The sequence below is a fragment of the Bradyrhizobium liaoningense genome, from assembly GCF_018130825.1.
Classification (GTDB): domain Bacteria; phylum Pseudomonadota; class Alphaproteobacteria; order Rhizobiales; family Xanthobacteraceae; genus Bradyrhizobium; species Bradyrhizobium liaoningense_B.
Genome location: NZ_JAFCJS010000003.1, coordinates 1 through 16,904 on the forward strand (window position 1 = coordinate 1; position 16,904 = coordinate 16,904).

17 protein-coding genes are annotated in these 16,904 nt (G+C 65.7%); 10 read left to right on the top strand and 7 right to left on the bottom strand.

From position 1 onward, the window contains the following. Positions 1-115: 115 nt before the first annotated feature. Positions 116-1,057 (bottom strand): hypothetical protein, encoded by a 942-nt coding sequence (locus JQ603_RS13550; protein ID WP_212340009.1) that lies wholly within the window; start codon positions 1,055-1,057, stop codon positions 116-118. 393 nt (positions 1,058-1,450) lie between these two features. On the opposite strand from JQ603_RS13550, the gene dnaK reads away from it, so the two are divergent. The 8 genes from dnaK to JQ603_RS13590 all read left to right on the top strand — a co-directional run bounded on the left by dnaK (position 1,451) and on the right by JQ603_RS13590 (position 8,823). After that, positions 1,451-3,352 (top strand): molecular chaperone DnaK, encoded by a 1,902-nt coding sequence (gene dnaK / locus JQ603_RS13555; RefSeq protein WP_018645013.1) that lies wholly within the window; start codon positions 1,451-1,453, stop codon positions 3,350-3,352. A 245-nt stretch (positions 3,353-3,597) separates the two neighbouring features. Next, positions 3,598-4,725 (top strand): molecular chaperone DnaJ, encoded by a 1,128-nt coding sequence (gene dnaJ, locus JQ603_RS13560; protein WP_212340010.1) that lies wholly within the window; start codon positions 3,598-3,600, stop codon positions 4,723-4,725. 88 nt (positions 4,726-4,813) lie between these two features. Then, entirely contained in the window at positions 4,814-5,413 is a 600-nt protein-coding gene (locus JQ603_RS13565) for a class I SAM-dependent methyltransferase (RefSeq protein WP_212340012.1), read from the top strand. Positions 5,414-5,470: 57 nt separating this feature from the next. Further along, positions 5,471-6,049 carry an NADPH-dependent FMN reductase gene (locus JQ603_RS13570; RefSeq protein WP_212340014.1) on the top strand — a complete coding sequence of 193 codons (579 nt, stop codon included), beginning with the start codon at positions 5,471-5,473 and terminating at the stop codon, positions 6,047-6,049. A 6-nt stretch (positions 6,050-6,055) separates the two neighbouring features. Beyond that, positions 6,056-6,766: an orotidine-5'-phosphate decarboxylase gene (gene pyrF / locus JQ603_RS13575; protein WP_212340016.1), complete on the top strand. Its 711-nt coding sequence runs from the start codon at positions 6,056-6,058 to the stop codon at positions 6,764-6,766. Positions 6,767-6,790: 24 nt separating this feature from the next. Beyond that, complete coding sequence (locus JQ603_RS13580; protein WP_212340018.1) at positions 6,791-7,102, top strand: DUF1330 domain-containing protein; 312 nt, start codon at positions 6,791-6,793, stop codon at positions 7,100-7,102. A 258-nt stretch (positions 7,103-7,360) separates the two neighbouring features. After that, the gene (dapB, locus tag JQ603_RS13585) at positions 7,361-8,176 is read left to right on the top strand and encodes a 4-hydroxy-tetrahydrodipicolinate reductase (RefSeq protein WP_212340019.1); all 816 of its coding nucleotides are present in this window, start codon (positions 7,361-7,363) and stop codon (positions 8,174-8,176) included. Between the two features lie 23 nt (positions 8,177-8,199). Further along, positions 8,200-8,823: a 2,3-bisphosphoglycerate-dependent phosphoglycerate mutase gene (locus JQ603_RS13590; RefSeq protein WP_018645020.1), complete on the top strand. Its 624-nt coding sequence runs from the start codon at positions 8,200-8,202 to the stop codon at positions 8,821-8,823. A gap of 134 nt (positions 8,824-8,957) precedes the next feature. Here JQ603_RS13590 and JQ603_RS13595 read toward each other — a convergent pair whose 3' ends face one another. Next, on the bottom strand, positions 8,958-9,854 hold the full coding sequence (locus tag JQ603_RS13595) for a methylated-DNA--[protein]-cysteine S-methyltransferase (RefSeq protein WP_212340020.1): 897 nt from the start codon (positions 9,852-9,854) through the stop codon (positions 8,958-8,960). A gap of 54 nt (positions 9,855-9,908) precedes the next feature. After that, positions 9,909-10,427, bottom strand: coding sequence for a DUF2244 domain-containing protein (locus tag JQ603_RS13600; protein WP_212340022.1), 519 nt, complete (start codon positions 10,425-10,427; stop codon positions 9,909-9,911). A gap of 22 nt (positions 10,428-10,449) precedes the next feature. On the opposite strand from JQ603_RS13600, the gene nth reads away from it, so the two are divergent. Then, entirely contained in the window at positions 10,450-11,202 is a 753-nt protein-coding gene (gene nth / locus JQ603_RS13605) for an endonuclease III (RefSeq protein ID WP_212340024.1), read from the top strand. 23 nt (positions 11,203-11,225) lie between these two features. Here nth and JQ603_RS13610 read toward each other — a convergent pair whose 3' ends face one another. The 3 genes from JQ603_RS13610 to JQ603_RS13620 form a co-directional block, all read right to left on the bottom strand. Continuing rightward, a complete protein-coding gene (locus tag JQ603_RS13610) occupies positions 11,226-11,966 on the bottom strand; it encodes a sulfate transporter family protein (RefSeq protein ID WP_212340026.1) in 741 nt (246 codons plus the stop codon). A 391-nt stretch (positions 11,967-12,357) separates the two neighbouring features. After that, positions 12,358-12,804 (bottom strand): nickel-responsive transcriptional regulator NikR, encoded by a 447-nt coding sequence (gene nikR / locus JQ603_RS13615; RefSeq protein WP_211403355.1) that lies wholly within the window; start codon positions 12,802-12,804, stop codon positions 12,358-12,360. Between the two features lie 57 nt (positions 12,805-12,861). Then, a complete protein-coding gene (locus tag JQ603_RS13620; protein ID WP_212340028.1) occupies positions 12,862-15,321 on the bottom strand; it encodes a heavy metal translocating P-type ATPase in 2,460 nt (819 codons plus the stop codon). Positions 15,322-15,383: 62 nt separating this feature from the next. Here JQ603_RS13620 and JQ603_RS13625 point away from each other — a divergent pair, with 62 nt between their 5' ends. Beyond that, a complete protein-coding gene (locus tag JQ603_RS13625; RefSeq protein ID WP_063198826.1) occupies positions 15,384-15,659 on the top strand; it encodes a metal-sensitive transcriptional regulator in 276 nt (91 codons plus the stop codon). A gap of 267 nt (positions 15,660-15,926) precedes the next feature. Here the strand turns inward: JQ603_RS13625 and JQ603_RS13630 are convergent, their stop codons facing one another. Then, positions 15,927-16,892, bottom strand: coding sequence for a YiiX/YebB-like N1pC/P60 family cysteine hydrolase (locus JQ603_RS13630; RefSeq protein ID WP_212340030.1), 966 nt, complete (start codon positions 16,890-16,892; stop codon positions 15,927-15,929). Between the last annotated feature and the right edge of the window lie 12 nt (positions 16,893-16,904).

Below are 16,904 nucleotides of genomic sequence, written 5' to 3' on the forward strand. Positions count from 1 at the left end.
AGTGCCTTGACTTCAGGACCCCGGCAGAGGCCTTCTCCCAAGTGTTGCACTTCGAGTGTGAATCCACCTCCCGGCCTCCGCCGGGACGACACCGAGTGTGTTGGAGCGCCTCGGCCTACCCCTTCGGCTGGATCCCGTCGCGCACGGCGCGGAAGCGGGAGAAGGCGGCCTGCCACTGGTCGCGCGGGGCGCTGGCGATGATGCGCAGCGAGGCGCCGCCGCTCGAGAAGCGGATCCACTGCACGACGGTCACCGGCGTCTTGTCCTTGCCGCTGACGCCGTCGATCCGGGTCTCGAAGCCCTGCTGGCCGTTGATGCGGATCGGCTCCGACATGGTGACGCGGGATTCACGCACGCCGGGGATCTGGAGCGCGGCCTCCTGGGCGAAGCGGGCGCGATCGTCGGCGGCTTGCGGGGTGGCGCCGATCAGGCCGAGGATCATGAACGGCTTCGACTCATAGCCTGCGCTCTCGTTGCCGTCGGCCAGGATGATGCTGGCGCCCGGCGCCAGCGTGCGGATGTCCTTGAAGTCGGCCAGATCGGTGATCTTGAACGGCATCAGCGCGATCTGCTCTTCGGCCGAGACCTGCTTGCGGGTGGTGGCGGTCGCGAACATCTGGCGCACCGCCTCGTCGGTGTAGATCTTGGTCGCGTTCTCCGGGATCTGCACCGCGACATAGCCGGAGAAGCCGGCGCCCGGCACGATCATCGAATAGCGTTTCACCGGGGTATCGCCGGCCTTGCCGCTCTCGGTGGTGAAATAGGCAAGACCCGCGGGGGTCTCGATCTTGTCCTGCTTGACGCCGCCAGCGCCGGCCGGATTGGAATTGAAGGCGCTCACGACCTCGCCATAGGCGGCCGGCGGCAGCTCTGTGATCAGCACCTTGACGCTGCCGTCCTCGCTCTCGAAGCCTGGAAAGGTCTTGGCCGTGCTGAGGCCGACCAGGGGCACCATGCCGAGGCGCAGGCCGGGCGGGAAGATGGCGTCGGCAGCCAGGGCCGGGAGCGCGGAGGCAACGAGGAGGGCGAGCGCGGCGAGGGGGCGGATCAGCTTCATGGGCACTCTGATTGGTTCACATTGAGGCCGTTCGATGGTCGGCCACCGGGCCGCTTTGTCGCGCGAAGCAGCCTTGGCGCGGCTGTCGGCCGGCCCGCCTTTTAGCGGTTTTGGCCCCGCCGTAACAGGGTGTGGCGGCTTGCGGGGGCGGGGTGGCGGAACGGCGGACCTGTTAATATTTCCTCACCCGCAAGGGCGGTTGAGCCCGGATATGAGCTCTTAAAACCCAATGTTTTCACGGCCGAAACGTTGCTTCGGTCCTTGCGGCCCCCTCCCCCCCTCCTATATGAGCCTCAATCATCGCAATATCGCGGATGTTTGATCTTAGGGGGTTTCGGTTCGGGTGCCTTCTGGGCCCAGCCAACCTGCCGCAAAACGAAGGATATCAGGACCATGGGAAAGGTCATTGGGATCGACCTCGGCACCACGAACTCGTGCGTCGCCGTGATGGATGGCAAAAACGCCAAAGTCATCGAGAATTCCGAAGGCATGCGCACGACGCCTTCGATCGTCGCCGTGACGGACGACGGTGAGCGCCTCGTCGGCCAGCCTGCCAAGCGCCAGGCCGTTACCAATCCCGAGCGTACGTTCTTCGCAGTGAAGCGCCTGATTGGCCGCCGCTACGACGACCCGATGGTCGAGAAGGACAAGAAGCTCGTTCCGTACAAGATCGTGAAGGCTTCCAACGGCGACGCCTGGGTCGAGGCCGACGGCCAGACCTACTCGCCCTCGCAGGTCTCGGCTTTCATCCTGCAGAAGATGAAGGAGACCGCGGAAGCCCATCTCGGCCAGAAGGTCGATCAGGCCGTCATCACCGTTCCCGCCTACTTCAACGACGCCCAGCGCCAGGCGACCAAGGACGCCGGCAAGATCGCGGGCCTTGAAGTGCTGCGCATCATCAACGAGCCGACCGCGGCCGCGCTCGCCTATGGCCTCGACAAGACCAAGGCCGGCACGATCGCCGTGTACGACCTCGGCGGCGGCACTTTCGATATCTCCATTCTCGAAATCGGCGACGGCGTGTTCGAGGTGAAGTCGACCAACGGCGACACCTTCCTCGGCGGCGAAGACTTCGACATGCGCCTGGTCGGCTATCTCGCCGACGAGTTCCAGAAGGAGCAGGGCATCAACCTGCGCAACGACAAGCTCGCTTTGCAGCGTCTGAAGGAAGCCGCTGAAAAGGCCAAGATCGAGCTGTCGTCGACGACGCAGACCGAGATCAACCTGCCCTTCATCACCGCGGACCAGACCGGCCCGAAGCATCTGACGATGAAGCTCACCCGCGCCAAGTTCGAGGCGCTGGTCGACGACCTCATCCAGAAGACCGTCGAGCCCTGCCGCAAGGCGCTGAAGGATGCCGGCGTCACCGCCGGTGAGATCGGCGAAGTCGTGCTGGTCGGCGGCATGTCGCGCATGCCGAAGGTCCAGGAAGTCGTGAAGCAGCTGTTCGGCAAGGAGCCGCACAAGGGCGTCAACCCGGACGAAGTCGTGGCGATCGGCGCCGCGATCCAGGCCGGCGTGCTCCAGGGCGACGTCAAGGACGTGCTGCTGCTCGACGTGACCCCGCTGTCGCTGGGCATCGAGACGCTGGGCGGCGTGTTCACCCGCATCATCGACCGCAACACCACGATCCCGACCAAGAAGAGCCAGGTGTTCTCGACGGCTGAAGACAATCAGAATGCCGTCACCATCCGCGTCTTCCAGGGCGAGCGTGAAATGGCGGCCGACAACAAGATGCTCGGCCAGTTCGACCTGATGGGCATTCCGCCGGCTCCGCGCGGCATGCCGCAGATCGAGGTGACCTTCGACATCGACGCCAACGGCATCGTCAACGTCTCGGCCAAGGACAAGGCCACCGGCAAGGAGCAGCAGATCCGCATCCAGGCCTCGGGCGGCCTGTCGGAAGCCGACATCGAGAAGATGGTCAAGGACGCCGAGGCCAATGCCGAGGCGGACAAGAAGCGCCGCGAGGCCGTCACCGCCAAGAACGAGGCGGATGGCCTGGTGCATTCGACCGAGAAGGCCCTGGCCGAGCACGGTTCGAAGGTCGCCGAGACCGAGCGCCGCGCCATCGAGGATGCCGTCAGCGACCTCAAGGAAGCGCTGAAGGGCGACGATGCCGAGGCGATCAAGGCCAAGACCCAGACGCTGGCCCAGGCTTCGATGAAGCTCGGCGAGGCCATGTACAAGCAGCAGGCCGAGGCCGACGCCAAGAAGGACGCGGCCAAGGACGACGTCGTCGACGCGGAGTTCACCGAAGTCGACGACGACAAGAACAACAAGAAGTCCGCCTGAACCCTGAGAGGGTGATGATGCGGACGGCTTGGACCCCACACACGCTACCGGCCTCCTCCCTCGCGGGGGAGGCCGTCGTGTCGGGACGGACGGGCGGGACGCTCGTTATGATCAATCAATTCCCAGCCGTTATTCGCAACGCCGCCGTGCCGCCCTCTGCCGCAAGGCGGAAGGCTGCCTATATGGTCGCGTGGCGACATCGTTTCGCTCCGACTTGACTCGCGATTGGATAGACCGAGCCCGCCATGTCCACCAAGCGCTGCTATTACGAAACCCTCGAAGTCGAACGCTCCGCTGACGATTCCGTCCTGAAATCGTCCTTCCGCAAGCTGGCGATGAAGTTCCACCCCGACCGCAATCCCGGGGACGACACCAGCGAGGTCAAGTTCAAGGAAATCAACGAGGCCTACGAGGTCCTGAAGGACAAGGACAAGCGCGCGGCCTATGACCGCTTCGGCCATGCCGCCTTCGAGCAGGGCGGTCCCGGCGGCGGCGCCGGTTTCGGCGCCGGCTTCGCCTCCTCTTTCTCCGACATTTTCGAGGACCTGTTCGGCATGGCCGGACAGCGCGGCCGCGGCGGCCGCGAGCGCGGTGCTGACCTGCGCTACAACATGGAAATCACGCTCGAGGAAGCCTTTGGCGGCAAGACCGCGCAGATCGAGATCCCGGTCTCGGTCACTTGCGAGGCCTGCTCGGGCATCGGCGCCAAGGCCGGCACCAAGCCGAAGACCTGCTCGACCTGCGGCGGCGCCGGCCGCATGCGGCAGTCGCAGGGCTTCTTCACGCTCGAACGCACCTGTCCGGGCTGCCAGGGCCGCGGCCAGATGATCGAGGACGCCTGTCCGTCCTGCTCGGGCCAAGGCCGCGTCACCCGCGAGCGCACGCTGTCGGTCAACATTCCCGCCGGCGTCGAGGATGGCACGCGGATCAGGCTCGCCGGCGAAGGCGAGGCCGGCGTGCGCGGTGGTCCGCCCGGCGACCTCTACATCTTCCTGTCGCTGGTCCAGCACCAGTTCTTCCAGCGCGACGGCGCCGACCTGCATTGCCGGGTGCCGATCTCGATGGTGACAGCCGCGCTCGGCGGCGAATTCGAGGTGCCGACCATCGACAAGGCCAAGGCCAAGGTGAAGGTGCCGGCCGGGACCCAGTCCAATCGTCGATTTCGCATTGCATCAAAGGGCATGCCCGTGCTGCGCTCGCGCCAGACCGGCGACATGTATGTTCAGGTCGTGGTCGAGACCCCGCAGAACCTCACCAAGAAGCAGCAGGAATTGCTCGCCGAGTTCGAAAAGCTCTCCTCCGGCAACACCCAGCCGGAATCCGAGGGTTTCTTCGCCAAGGTCAAGGACTTCTTCGGTAATCGGGCGAACTGAGCCGGCTTGACCGTATCGTCTGCGGCCTATACCTGTTTATGACCATTTTCTGACACGCCGCGGTCCCGCGGTCCCGTCCGGTCCTGACATGCCATTGCCATCGTCCGCGCGCGCGTTGAAGAAGCCTCGTCTCGACGACGAGGTGCGCTTTCTGAGATCGTGGATCGAAAAGCCCCTCCACATGGGCGCGGTGATGCCGTCGGGCAAGCTCCTGGCCCGGACCATGGCCCACTATGTCGACGTCGATTCCGACGCCCCGGTGGTCGAGCTCGGGCCCGGCACCGGCGCCATCACCTCGGCGCTGATCGAGCGCGGCATCGACCAGAAGCGTCTCGTCCTCGTCGAATACAATCCCGGCTTCTGCGCGCTGCTGCGTGACCGCTACCCGCAGGCCAAGGTCGTGCAGGGCGATGCCTATCGGCTGCGTGACACGCTCTGGAACGTGCTGAGCGCACCCGCCTCGGCCGTCGTCTCCGGCCTGCCGCTGGTCACAAAACCGATGCTGACGCGGCTGCGGCTCATTCGCGATGCCTTCACGGCGCTGGCGCCCGGCGCGCCCTTCGTCCAGTTCACCTATGCGGTGGTGCCGCCGATCCCGAAATCGCTGCCCGGCGTGTCCACAGAGGCCTCGGAACGGATCTGGATGAACCTTCCGCCGGCCCGCGTCTGGGTGTATCGCAAGGACTAATTCCGCCGGCGTTCTTCTTCGCGCGGCGGGCTCGTTTCGCCGAACGCATGGAAGCGGATGTCCGCACCCAAAATCCTGGTCATTCCCGGCTCGCTGCGCACCGGCTCGCATAATGCGAAGCTGGCGGCGGTCATAGCCTATGAATTCGTCCGGGCCGGCGTCGACGTCACCCGCATCTCGCTCGCCGATTTTCCGCTGCCGATCTATGACGGCGATCTCCAGGCCAAGTCCGGCGTGCCCAAGAACGCGATCAATCTGAAGCGCATGATCGGCGCGCATCACGGCGTGCTGATCGTCTCGCCCGAATACAATGCCTCGGTGCCGCCGCTCCTGAAGAACGCGATCGACTGGGTCAGCCGCGTCCACGATCTGCACGAGGCGCGCGGTGCGGTGTTCCGCAATCGCACCTTTGCGCTCGCCGGCGCTTCGCAGAGCCGGTTAGGTGCGGCCCGTGCGCTCCAGGCCTTGCGCCTGATCCTGACCTCCTGCCACGCCAATGTGATTGCCAGCCAGCTCGCGCTCGCCTTTGCCGACCAGGCCTATGACGATATGGACAGGCTGAAGAACGAGGGCGATATCGCCGCGTTGAAGGAGCTGGTCGCGCAGTTGATCGACGTTTCCCAACGCATGATGTGAGGTGACATGACGCCAGCCGAAATCGCTCCGAAAGACCGCCTGATCGTTGCGCTCGATCTGCCGAGCGTCGATGCCGCGGAGGCGATGATCGCGAAGCTCGGCGACAGCGTCACCTTCTACAAGATCGGCTATCGCCTCGCTTATGCCGGCGGCTTGCCGCTCGTCGCCAAGCTCGCCGACCAGGGCAAGAAGGTCTTTCTCGATCTCAAGCTGCACGACATCGGCAACACGGTGGCGCAAGGCGTCGAGAGCATTACCAGGCTGGGCGCGACCTTCCTCACCGTGCACGCCTACCCGCAGACCATGAAGGGCGCCGTCGAAGGCCGCGGCAGTTCGAAGCTAAAGATCCTCGCCGTCACGGTGCTGACCTCCTACAACGACGACGATCTGCACGCCGCGGGTTATCGGCTCAGCGTCTCCGAGCTGGTCGAGGCGCGCGCGCAGCAGGCGCAGGTGCTCGGCGTCGATGGCCTCGTGTCCTCGCCGGAGGAGGTCGGAGCCTTGCGCAAGATCGTCGGCCATCAGATGAACCTCGTTACCCCCGGCATCCGCCCGGCAGGCTCGGCCAGCGGCGACCAGAAACGCATCATGACGCCGGGCCGCGCGATTGCCGCCGGCGCCGATTACCTCGTCGTCGGGCGCCCGGTTGTGGAAGCCGCCGATCCCAAGGCGGTCGCGGAAGCCATCCACGCCGAGATCGCGCAAGCTCTCGGCTAACTACCGACAACAGGGAGAAGAACAATGGCAAAAGGCTACTGGATCGGCCGCGTCGATGTGAACAATGACGAGGGCTACAAGCCCTACGTCGTCGCCAACGGCCCGATCTTCAAGAAATGGGGCGGCCGCTTCGTCATCCGCGGCGGCAAGTTCACCACCGTCGAGGGCGCCAGCCGCACCCGCAACGTCGTCATCGAATTCCCGGACTATCAGACCGCGATCGCCTGCTACAACTCGCCGGAGTACCAAGCCAACATCAAGGTACGCGCGCCACACTCGATCGCCGACCTCATCATCATCGAGGGCTATGACGGCCCGCAGCCGCAGGACGGCTGAACACGATTTCTCGCTTACCCTCCCCTGGAGGGGGAGGGTCGGCACGTAATCGAGCGAAGCGAGATTGCGTGACGGGGTGGGGTGATCTCTCCACTCGGGCACTGTTCGTCGCGGAGGGACCGTCACCCCACCCCGCTCGCGCTGCGCGCGATCGACCCTCCCCCTCCAGGGGAGGGTGGGAGCATGCCGCGCGCACATGGGCCTCGGTTGCCGGAACTGCATCCCCCCGCTACAACGGCCTCCGAAAGGGATCACACCATGTCCGACATGCGCTTGATTGTTGCAGGAGCCGGCGGCCGGATGGGCCGCGCGCTGGTGCGGGCGATTGCCGAGAGCAAAGGCGCGGTGCTGGCGGGCGCGCTGGAGGCGCCGGGCTCCGACCTGCTCGGCAAGGATGCCGGCGTGCTCGCGGGCCTGCCCGCCAACGGCATCAAGCTCTCCGCCGATCTCTGGGCGATGTCGAAGGATGCCGACGGCATCCTGGATTTCACCGTGCCGGCCGCGACCATCGCCAATGTCGCCATCGCCGCCGAGCGCGGCCTCGTGCATGTCATCGGCACCACCGGGCTCTCCGTCTCCGACAATGCAGTGATCAAGAGCGTCACCAACCGCGCCGTCGTGGTGCAGTCGGGCAATATGAGCCTGGGCGTCAACCTGCTCGCCGCCGTGGTCAAGCGAGTCGCCAAGGCGCTCGACCAGACCTTTGACATCGAGATCGTCGAAACCCATCACCGCATGAAGGTCGATGCGCCCTCGGGCACGGCGCTGATGCTGGGGCAGGCGGCAGCCAGCGGCCGCGGCGTCACCCTCGATGACCATTCCGAGCGTGGCCGCGACGGCATTACCGGCGCGCGCCGGCCGGGCAATATCGGTTTCGCCTCCTTGCGCGGCGGCACCGTCGCCGGCGATCACAGCGTGACCTTCCTCGGTCCGTTCGAGCGACTGACGCTGTCGCACCAGGCCGAGGATCGCATGCTGTTCGCGCACGGCGCGCTCAAGGCGGCGCTGTGGGCACACGGCAAGAAGCCGGGGCACTACTCCATGGCCGACGTGCTCGGCCTCGCAGATATCTGATCGAACCCAACGGAAAGCAGTCAATGAGCGAACGTCTCCTCGTGCTCGTGCGCCACGGCCAGAGCGAATGGAATCTGAAGAACCTGTTCACGGGCTGGAAGGACCCCGACCTCACCGAGCTCGGCGTGAAGGAAGCCAAGGAAGCCGGCCGCAAGCTGAAGGCGCAGGGCCTCGTGTTCGACGTCGCCTTCACCTCGGTGCTGACGCGCGCGCAGCACACGCTCGACCTCATCCTCGGTGAGCTCGGCCAGGAGGGCCTGCCGACCTCGAAGGACCTCGCGCTGAACGAGCGCGACTATGGCGATCTCTCCGGCCTCAACAAGGACGACGCCCGCAAGAAATGGGGCGAGGAGCAGGTGCATGTCTGGCGCCGCTCCTATGACGTGCCGCCGCCCGGCGGCGAAAGCCTGAAGGACACGCTCGCGCGCGCATTGCCGTACTACGTGCAGGAGATCCTGCCCGGCGTGCTCAACGGCAAGCGCACGCTGGTCGCCGCCCACGGCAATTCGCTGCGCGCGCTGATCATGGTGCTGGAAAAGCTCTCGCCGGAAGGCATTTTGAAGCGCGAGCTCGCCACCGGCGTGCCGATCATCTACCGGCTCAATGCGGATTCGACGGTGGCGTCGAAGCTGGATCTGGCGGGTTAGTCTTTGCCGCACGCGCGGTGCCGTAGGGTGGGCAAAGCGAAGCGTGCCCACGCAGCGTCAGCGATTGAGAAAGATGGTGGGCACGGCGCTATGCGCCTTTGCCCACCCTACAGCAGCTTCGCCGGAACGACGACTTACTGCACCCCGACCCGCCCGGCTTCCCAGCCCAGCATCGCCTGCTTGCGGGTGATGCCCCAGTGATAGCCGGTGAGCGTGCCGCTCTTGCCGAGCGCGCGGTGGCAGGGCACGACGAACGAGACCGGGTTCTTGCCGACCGCAGCGCCGACGGCGCGCGAGGCCTTCGGGCTGTTGATGTTGCAGGCGATGTCGGAATAGGACACCGCGCGCCCCATCGGAATTTTCAGCAGAGTCTCCCACACCCGCACCTCGAAATCGGTACCGATCAAGACCACGCGCAACGGCTGGTCGGGCCGCCAGAGTTTCGTGTCGAAGATGCGCGCGGCGAGCGGCGCGGTGCCTTCGTGATCTTCCACATAGGTCGCCTTCGGCCAGCGCCGCGTCATGTCGGCGAGCGCGATCTTCTCGTCACCGGGATCGGCGAAAGCGAGGCCCGAGAGGCCGCGGTCGGTCGCGATCACGATCGCGGTGCCGAACGGCGAGGGGTGGAAGCCGTAGCGCAAGGTCAGCCCCGCGCCGCCGTTCTTCCATTCGCCCGGCGACATCGCTTCATGGGTGACGAAGAGATCGTGCAGCCGGCCCGGGCCTGACAGGCCGGAGTCGAGCGCGGCATCGAGGATGCTGGCGGAGTCCCGCAGCAGGCCCTTGGCGTGATCGAGCGTCAGCGCCTGCATGAAAGCCTTCGGCGTGATCGAGGCCCAGCGGCGGAACAGATGGTGCAGCTCATCCGGCGTGACACCGGCCGCATCCGCCATCGCCTCGATGGTCGGCTGCGCGCGCCAGTTCTCCGAGATGAACGCGATCGCCCGGCGCACGGAATCGTAATCCCGCAGCGCGGCGTTCTGGGGGCCCGGCTTGGCCAGGCGCTGGTCATGGATTGCGAGTGTCATCATGACCGGAAATGTAGGAGAGGGGCGGCCATGAAACCACCCGATTTCCGACTGGGATCAGCTGATCGGGTTGTAGGTCGGCCCGCGCCTGGCGGCGTTCAGTGCCTCGACCAAGCCTTTGTAAAAGCTTGCCTTTTCCTCGGGACCCAGGAACCTTGCGATCTGGATCTGGTGGCCGCGTGAGATCAGATAGAGATGCTCGATGCCAAAATCCTCGTCGACTTCCATGTCGAGGCGGACCCAGAGCGGGTTGAAGGTCCATTCGGCGACCTGACCGCGATGGCTGATGCGCCTCACGCGCAGCTCGGAGGTCGTGACGGTGATCTCCTCGCGTGCCCGCCCCGTGCCGAAATTGACCTTGAAGGCCCACCAGACCACGAGCACGTCGAGACCGAAGAAGCCGAGCACGGGCCAGGCGCCCTTCATCAGGAAGGCAAGGCCGGTGGCAAAGCTGACGACGCTCAGGAACAGCATGACGGCGAGGAAGCCGGTGCGGTTCAGCGAGCGGTGCGGCGTCAGCAGCGCGGAGAAGATCTGCACTTCGTTCTCGCGCTCAATTTCGTTGCCTGTGCTCATCGTCCCTCAGTATATCCCGATCATGGCGAAAATCACCCGCAAGCCGGTCCCGCGCAAGGCCGCCGTGCCGAAGAAAAAGGCAAAGGCGGCCGTCGCCAAGCCGAAGACCCCGGCGAAGAAATCGCTCAAGGCCATGAAACCCTGGACGCCGGCGGAGATCCACGAGGTCTTCAGCCGCTTCCGCAAGGCTAATCCGGAGCCGAAGGGCGAGCTCGAGCACGTCAACCCGTTCACGCTGCTGGTCGCCGTTGTGCTGTCGGCGCAGGCGACCGATGCCGGCGTCAACAAGGCGACACGCGCGTTGTTCGAGGTCGCCGATACGCCGCAGAAGATGCTCGACCTCGGCGAGGAGCGCTTGCGCGACTACATCAAGACCATCGGCCTTTATCGCACCAAGGCCAAGAACGTGATTGCGCTGTCGGCAAAAGTGCTCAGCGAGTTCGGCGGCGAGGTGCCGCGCACGCGCGCCGAGATCGAGTCGTTGCCCGGTGCGGGGCGCAAGACCGCCAATGTCGTGCTCAACATGGCCTTCGGCGAGCACACCATGGCGGTCGACACCCATGTCTTCCGCGTCGGCAATCGCACGGGGCTTGCGCCCGGCAAGACGCCGCTCGAGGTCGAGCTTGGCCTCGAGAAGGTGATCCCGGCCGAGTTCATGCTGCACGCCCATCACTGGCTGATCCTGCACGGCCGCTATACCTGCCTCGCCCGCAAACCGCGCTGCGAGGTGTGCCTGATCAACGATCTCTGCCGCTGGCCGGAGAAGACGGTCTGAGCCGCCCCGCGCGCTGGCCGTCGTCAGCGCATCTGCCGCGCCGGCTCGATCAGCTCGGGGCGCGGGCCTGACAGCCGCTTGTGCATGTGGACCATGAAGGCCATGCCGAAGATCGGCGTCGCCAGATTGACGATCGGGATCGAGACGAAGGCGGCGATGAAGAGGCCGGCGGTGAAGATGGTCGCGGCATTGTCGCGCCGCATCGCCTTGGCTTCCTCCGGGGAGCGGAAGCGCATCGCGGCGAGCTCGAAATATTCACGGCCTAAAAGCCAGGCGGCGGCGATGAAGAAGATCAGGAAGCCCGCGCCGGCGAACAACACCAGCGGCAGCGCAGCCAGGTAAACCAGGATCGCCAGCAGCGCGGTCTTGATGCCCTCGAGGATCGCCTGGCTGAACGGCAGCGCGACGCCCGGCCGCTCGCCGGGGTAGTGCTCGCGCTCGACGATCTCGGCGACGTCGTCGACGAACAGGCTCGCCACCAGCGAGGTGATCGCCGGCATGAGGAAGATGCCGCCGAACACGACGCCAAGCCCTGCCGCAATCGAGACGATCCAGGAGAGAACCTCGAGCGATGAGTGCCAGCCCGGCCCGAGCAGGCCCTCCAGCCAGACTTCGCCAGAGGTCGCAAACCAGCTCAGGAGCCGCTGCAGGCCGATCGCCAGCACGGTGATCAGCACGAGCGCAAGCCCGATCGATCGCCACAGGATCGAGCGCATCGGCGGCGAGATCATTTGCGACAGCGCCTTCACGGCGGCATCCAGCATGGGGGACCCTCTGAGGTAAACACTTCGCGAGAGGTAGATACCGAATGCGGCTTCGGCAAGGGCGGCTGGCCGCGCTGCCGTCGACCGCGAACGCGGCGCGAGCCCTTGCTTACCCTCCCCCTCCAGGGCTATCGCATATGAAGATGCGTGGCGGGTAGCTCGCCCGCAGCGCATCCTTCGAGACGCCCGCCGATGGCGGGCCCTCAGGATGAGGGCGGAGTGCGCGGCAGCAATTTCAACGGGGGCAATGCTGCCTAGCCTCATCCTGAGGAGACCGCGAAGCGGTCGTCTCGAAGGACGAGGCGCTTGCTCTGGCCGTCACCAAGAAGCCATCTGCGATAGCCCTGCCCTCCAGGGGAGGGTAAGAGTCGCCACTCTCTCCCAGAGTAGCCTACTCGTGCCGGTGTCCGTGCTTGCGCGCCTTCACCTGCTTGCCCTCACCGGTCGGAATCATCACCACGCGGCCGTAGCGTACGCCGCGTTCGGCGATGATGTGGTCGGCGAAATGCCGGACCTCGTCGGCGGCGCCGCGCAGTGCCGTCATCTCCATGCAATTGTTGTCGTCGAGATGGACGTGCAGCGTCGCCAGCGCGAGGTCGTGGTGGCCGTGGAATTCCTGCACCAGGCGTTTCGAGAGATCGCGCGCGGCGTGGTCGTAGACATAGACGAGACCGGCGACGCATTGGCCGGTCTGCGCGGTGTCCTCTGTGCTCTGCTGCAGCCCGGCGCGCGCGAGATCGCGGATGATCTCGGAGCGGTTCTGGTAGCCCCGCGCCTCCGCCGCGGCGTCGATCTCCGCCAGGAGGTCGTCCTCGATCGTGATCGTAATCCGCTGCATCAGGTCCTCTCCGCGCATATCGCCGAATGGACCTGTTTTACACGGATTTTGCGACACTCACAGCCGCGTCGCACGCAGTCGTAGCGCGTTGCCGACCACGCTCACCGAGGACAGCGCCATCGCCGCCGCCGCGATGATCGGGGAGAGCAGCACGCCGAACGCCGGATAGAGGATGCCGGCCGCGATCGGGATGCCGGCGGCGTTGTAGATGAAGGCGAAGAACAGGTTCTGCCGGATATTGCTCATCGTCGCCTGCGACAGTTTTCGCGCGCGCACGATGCCGACAAGATCGCCCTTGAGCAGCGTCACGCCGGCGCTTTCCATCGCCACATCCGTGCCGGTGCCCATGGCGATGCCGACCTCGGCGGCGGCCAGCGCCGGCGCGTCGTTGACGCCGTCGCCGGCCATTGCGACGCTGCGGCCAGCCTTTTGCAGCTTGGTCACCACCGCGCTCTTCTGGTCCGGCAGCACCTCGGCCTCGACATCAGTGATGCCGAGCCGGCGCGCCACGGCCTCTGCCGTCGTGCGGTTGTCGCCGGTCAGCATGATCACCTTGATGCCTTCGTCGGCCAGCGCCTTCAGCGCCTCCGGCGTCGAAGCCTTGACCGGATCGGCGATCGCGAACAGGCCGGCCAGCCGGCCGTCGATGGCCATGTTGATCACGGTGGCGCCGTCGCCGCGCAGCCGTTCGGCCTCGGCGTCGAGCGTTCTGGTGTCGATACCGATCGACGACAGATATTTTGCGTTGCCGAGCACGACGGTCTTGCCGTCGACCTTGCCGGTCGCGCCCTTGCCGGTCGGCGAGTCGAACTGCTCGACTTGGCCGAGCGCGAGCTGCTTCTCCTTCGCCGCGCGCACGATGGCGTCGGCGAGGGGATGCTCGCTGGCGCGCTCGACCGTGGCCGCGATGCGCAGGATGTCGTCGTCCGCGAAGCCGGACGCCGGAACGATCGTCACCACCTTGGGCTTGCCTTCGGTCAGCGTGCCGGTCTTGTCGACCACGAGCGTGTCGATCTTCTCCATCCGCTCCAGCGCCTCGGCGTTCTTGATCAGCACGCCGCCTTGCGCGCCGCGGCCGACGCCGACCATGATCGACATCGGGGTCGCGAGTCCCAGCGCGCAGGGGCAGGCGATGATCAGCACGCTGACGGCGGCAACGAGGCCGAAGGCGAGCCGCGGCTCCGGTCCAAACCAGGCCCATGCGGCAAAGGCGGCGATTGCGACGACGATCACGGCCGGCACGAACCAGCCGGCGACCTGGTCGGCCAAGCGCTGGATCGGCGCGCGCGAGCGCTGCGCATCCGCGACCATCTGCACGATCTGCGACAGCAGCGTCTCGCGCCCGACCTTGTCGGCACGCATGATGAAGCTGCCCGACTGATTCAGCGTGCCGGCGATGACTTTTGCGCCGGTCTCCTTGGTGACCGGCATGGATTCGCCCGTGACCAGCGACTCGTCGAGCGAGGAGCGACCCTCCAGGATGACGCCGTCGACCGGCACTTTCTCGCCGGGACGGACGCGCAAGCGGTCGCCGGCATGGAGCGTGTCGATCTCGACCTCATGCTCGCTGCCGTCAGCGTCGACGCGGCGCGCGGTCTTCGGCGCGAGCTGCAGCAGCGCCTTGATCGCGCCCGACGTGGCGTCGCGAGCGCGCAGTTCCAGCACCTGGCCGAGCAGCACCAGCACGGTGATGACGGCCGCGGCCTCGAAATAGACCGCGACTGCGCCCTCATGGCCGCGGAACGCGGCGGGGAAGATCTGCGGCGTGACCGTGCCGAGCACGCTGTAGACATAGGCAACGCCCGTGCCCATCGCGATCAGCGTGAACATGTTGAGGTTACGCGTGACGAGCGACTGCCAGCCGCGGACGAAGAACGGCCAGCCGGCCCACAGCACCACGGGCGTGGCGAAGACCAGCTGGATCCAGTTCGACAGCGTCGGATCGATCCAGTTGTGCGGGCCTGCGAGATGGCCGCCCATCTCCAGCACCACCGGCGGCAGCGACAGCACGCCGCCGATCCAGAACCGCCGCGTCATGTCGGCGAGCTCCGGATTGGGACCGGTCTCGAGGCTCGCCACTTCGGGCTCCAGTGCCATGCCGCAGATCGGGCAGGTGCCGGGGCCGACCTGGCGGATCTCGGGATGCATCGGGCAGGTATAGATCGTGCCTGCGGGCATCTCGGGCTCGGGCGCCTTCTCTTTGGCGAGGTATTTTGCAGGATCGGCGGCGAACTTGGTGCGGCAGCCGGCCGAGCAGAAATGGAAGGTCTCGCCGTGATGTTCGAAGCGATGCTTCGATGTCGCGGGATCGACCGTCATGCCGCAGACGGGGTCTTTGACCTTGGTCGCGGCGTCACCGTGGTCATGGGCGTGATGATGGGCATGGCCGGCATGATCGCCGTGGCCGCCGCAGCACGAGGCCGCGGGCTTGGCCGCCGGCGCTGCAGCTTTGGTGGAACAGCCGCATCCGGTGTGACCGTCCGCGTCGTGTTGATGCTCGTGTTCGTTCTTGTTCATTCCCATGCTCCGGCCTTCCAGCGGGTCTTGCAACCCATACCCGGTAGGGGTATATAGACCCCATGCGCAAGGACATCAAGGCATCTGTCGGAAAACGTCTCGGCCGGATCGAGGGCCAGGTTCGTGGCCTCTCGAAGATGGTAGAGGAAGACCGCTATTGCATCGACATCGTGACGCAGATCTCGGCGGTGCGCGCCGCGCTGCGCCGGGTCGAGGAGGAGGTCCTGAAGGACCACGTCGCTCATTGCGTCGAGCACGCCATTGCGAGCGGCGACAAGGCGGACCAGCGCGCGAAAATCGCGGAGCTGATGGCGGTGATCGGACGGGCGGAGCGGTAGCTCTTTACGTCATTGCGAGCGCAGCGAAGCAATCCAGACTGTTACCGCCGAGGCAGTCTGGATTGCTTCGTCGCAAGGGCTCCTCGCAATGACGGTGGAGAGGGACGCGCGGTATCTCCTCTAGCGTCGTCCTGGCGAAAGCCAGGACCCATACCGCGGAATCTATCGATAGCGCTCGGTAGGCATACCGAACGCCGGGTCTTCGCCAAACTGCATCTTGGGGTAATGGGTCCTGGCTTTCGCCAGGACGACGTTTGGGGGCGTGGCTTAAGCCGCCATCTCCCGCGCCCGCGCGCGATGCATCGCGAGCTCGCTCAGCAGCACAAAGTGCTCGGAGAACGCGGCGGTGATTTCCGCCGGCTGCGCGTTCACTTCTTCAGCCGGAACTTCATCCGGCGCTTCTTCGTCAATCGCCTCAGGAACGAGCGGCGGCGCACGGAGCGTTTCTGGAAACACACTGAAAGTACCCGCCACCTCCTCGAGCGGCTTTTGCTTGTCGGCCCAGTGCAGGGCGGTGTAGTCGAATCCGTTGACGATGGTCGGCTTCACCACCTCGAAATAGGGCGAGATGTCGAAGTCGCGGGGCATGTACAGCGAGGAATCGCGGATGTGCAGGATCTCGCGCCGGGCGGCGCGGCTGCCGGCTTTGGTGATCTTCGGCAGGATCGGGTAGCGCACGGCGTCGAAGGCCTGCGCGATCAGCGCCGAGCAGATGATCTTGGTCGGATCGCCCGAGCCGATCGCGATCATGCGCCGGCGCCAACGCTGCGGTATCGGCAGCGGGAACAGATAGCGCATGAGGTCGACGATGTTCTTGGTGTCGTAGCCGAAGCCGATGCGGTTGATGGCATAGCGGCAGACCGTGGTGCGGTCCTCGTAGGACAGTCCGACCGGGCGGCAGAGGCGGGTATGATACGGGAAATATTTCGACAGCGGCGCCGAGGTGACGCCCTCGCCGATATTGGCCTCGATCAGGACATGCGGCTCGCCGTCGGGCTCCACGGCGCCCTCGATCGGACCGACATAGAGCGCGGCATGCGACCAGGTCGACTGCGTCAGATATTTGATGATGCCGGAGATGCGGTTGTTGCCCTCGACCAGCAGCACGTCGCCGGCCTCGACGACGCCGCGCAGATGCTCGGGGTCGCTGGGCGTGAACGGCTCATAGCCCGGCACCTCCTTCGAGAGGTACGCGGCAATCAGCTTGCCGAATGAATCAAGGACCGTCCCCATGTCGAACTCCCC

What these genes read in the sequence shown, in the direction of transcription:
- JQ603_RS13550 (WP_212340009.1), bottom strand. Translation starts at nt 1,057, where the DNA reads ATGAAGCTGATCCGCCCCCTCGCCGCGCTCGCCCTCCTCGTTGCCTCC.
- dnaK (WP_018645013.1), top strand. Translation starts at nt 1,451, where the DNA reads ATGGGAAAGGTCATTGGGATCGACCTCGGCACCACGAACTCGTGCGTC.
- dnaJ (WP_212340010.1), top strand. Translation starts at nt 3,598, where the DNA reads ATGTCCACCAAGCGCTGCTATTACGAAACCCTCGAAGTCGAACGCTCC.
- JQ603_RS13565 (WP_212340012.1), top strand. Translation starts at nt 4,814, where the DNA reads ATGCCATTGCCATCGTCCGCGCGCGCGTTGAAGAAGCCTCGTCTCGAC.
- JQ603_RS13570 (WP_212340014.1), top strand. Translation starts at nt 5,471, where the DNA reads ATGTCCGCACCCAAAATCCTGGTCATTCCCGGCTCGCTGCGCACCGGC.
- pyrF (WP_212340016.1), top strand. Translation starts at nt 6,056, where the DNA reads ATGACGCCAGCCGAAATCGCTCCGAAAGACCGCCTGATCGTTGCGCTC.
- JQ603_RS13580 (WP_212340018.1), top strand. Translation starts at nt 6,791, where the DNA reads ATGGCAAAAGGCTACTGGATCGGCCGCGTCGATGTGAACAATGACGAG.
- dapB (WP_212340019.1), top strand. Translation starts at nt 7,361, where the DNA reads ATGTCCGACATGCGCTTGATTGTTGCAGGAGCCGGCGGCCGGATGGGC.
- JQ603_RS13590 (WP_018645020.1), top strand. Translation starts at nt 8,200, where the DNA reads ATGAGCGAACGTCTCCTCGTGCTCGTGCGCCACGGCCAGAGCGAATGG.
- JQ603_RS13595 (WP_212340020.1), bottom strand. Translation starts at nt 9,854, where the DNA reads ATGATGACACTCGCAATCCATGACCAGCGCCTGGCCAAGCCGGGCCCC.
- JQ603_RS13600 (WP_212340022.1), bottom strand. Translation starts at nt 10,427, where the DNA reads ATGAGCACAGGCAACGAAATTGAGCGCGAGAACGAAGTGCAGATCTTC.
- nth (WP_212340024.1), top strand. Translation starts at nt 10,450, where the DNA reads ATGGCGAAAATCACCCGCAAGCCGGTCCCGCGCAAGGCCGCCGTGCCG.
- JQ603_RS13610 (WP_212340026.1), bottom strand. Translation starts at nt 11,966, where the DNA reads ATGCTGGATGCCGCCGTGAAGGCGCTGTCGCAAATGATCTCGCCGCCG.
- nikR (WP_211403355.1), bottom strand. Translation starts at nt 12,804, where the DNA reads ATGCAGCGGATTACGATCACGATCGAGGACGACCTCCTGGCGGAGATC.
- JQ603_RS13620 (WP_212340028.1), bottom strand. Translation starts at nt 15,321, where the DNA reads ATGAACAAGAACGAACACGAGCATCAACACGACGCGGACGGTCACACC.
- JQ603_RS13625 (WP_063198826.1), top strand. Translation starts at nt 15,384, where the DNA reads ATGCGCAAGGACATCAAGGCATCTGTCGGAAAACGTCTCGGCCGGATC.
- JQ603_RS13630 (WP_212340030.1), bottom strand. Translation starts at nt 16,892, where the DNA reads ATGGGGACGGTCCTTGATTCATTCGGCAAGCTGATTGCCGCGTACCTC.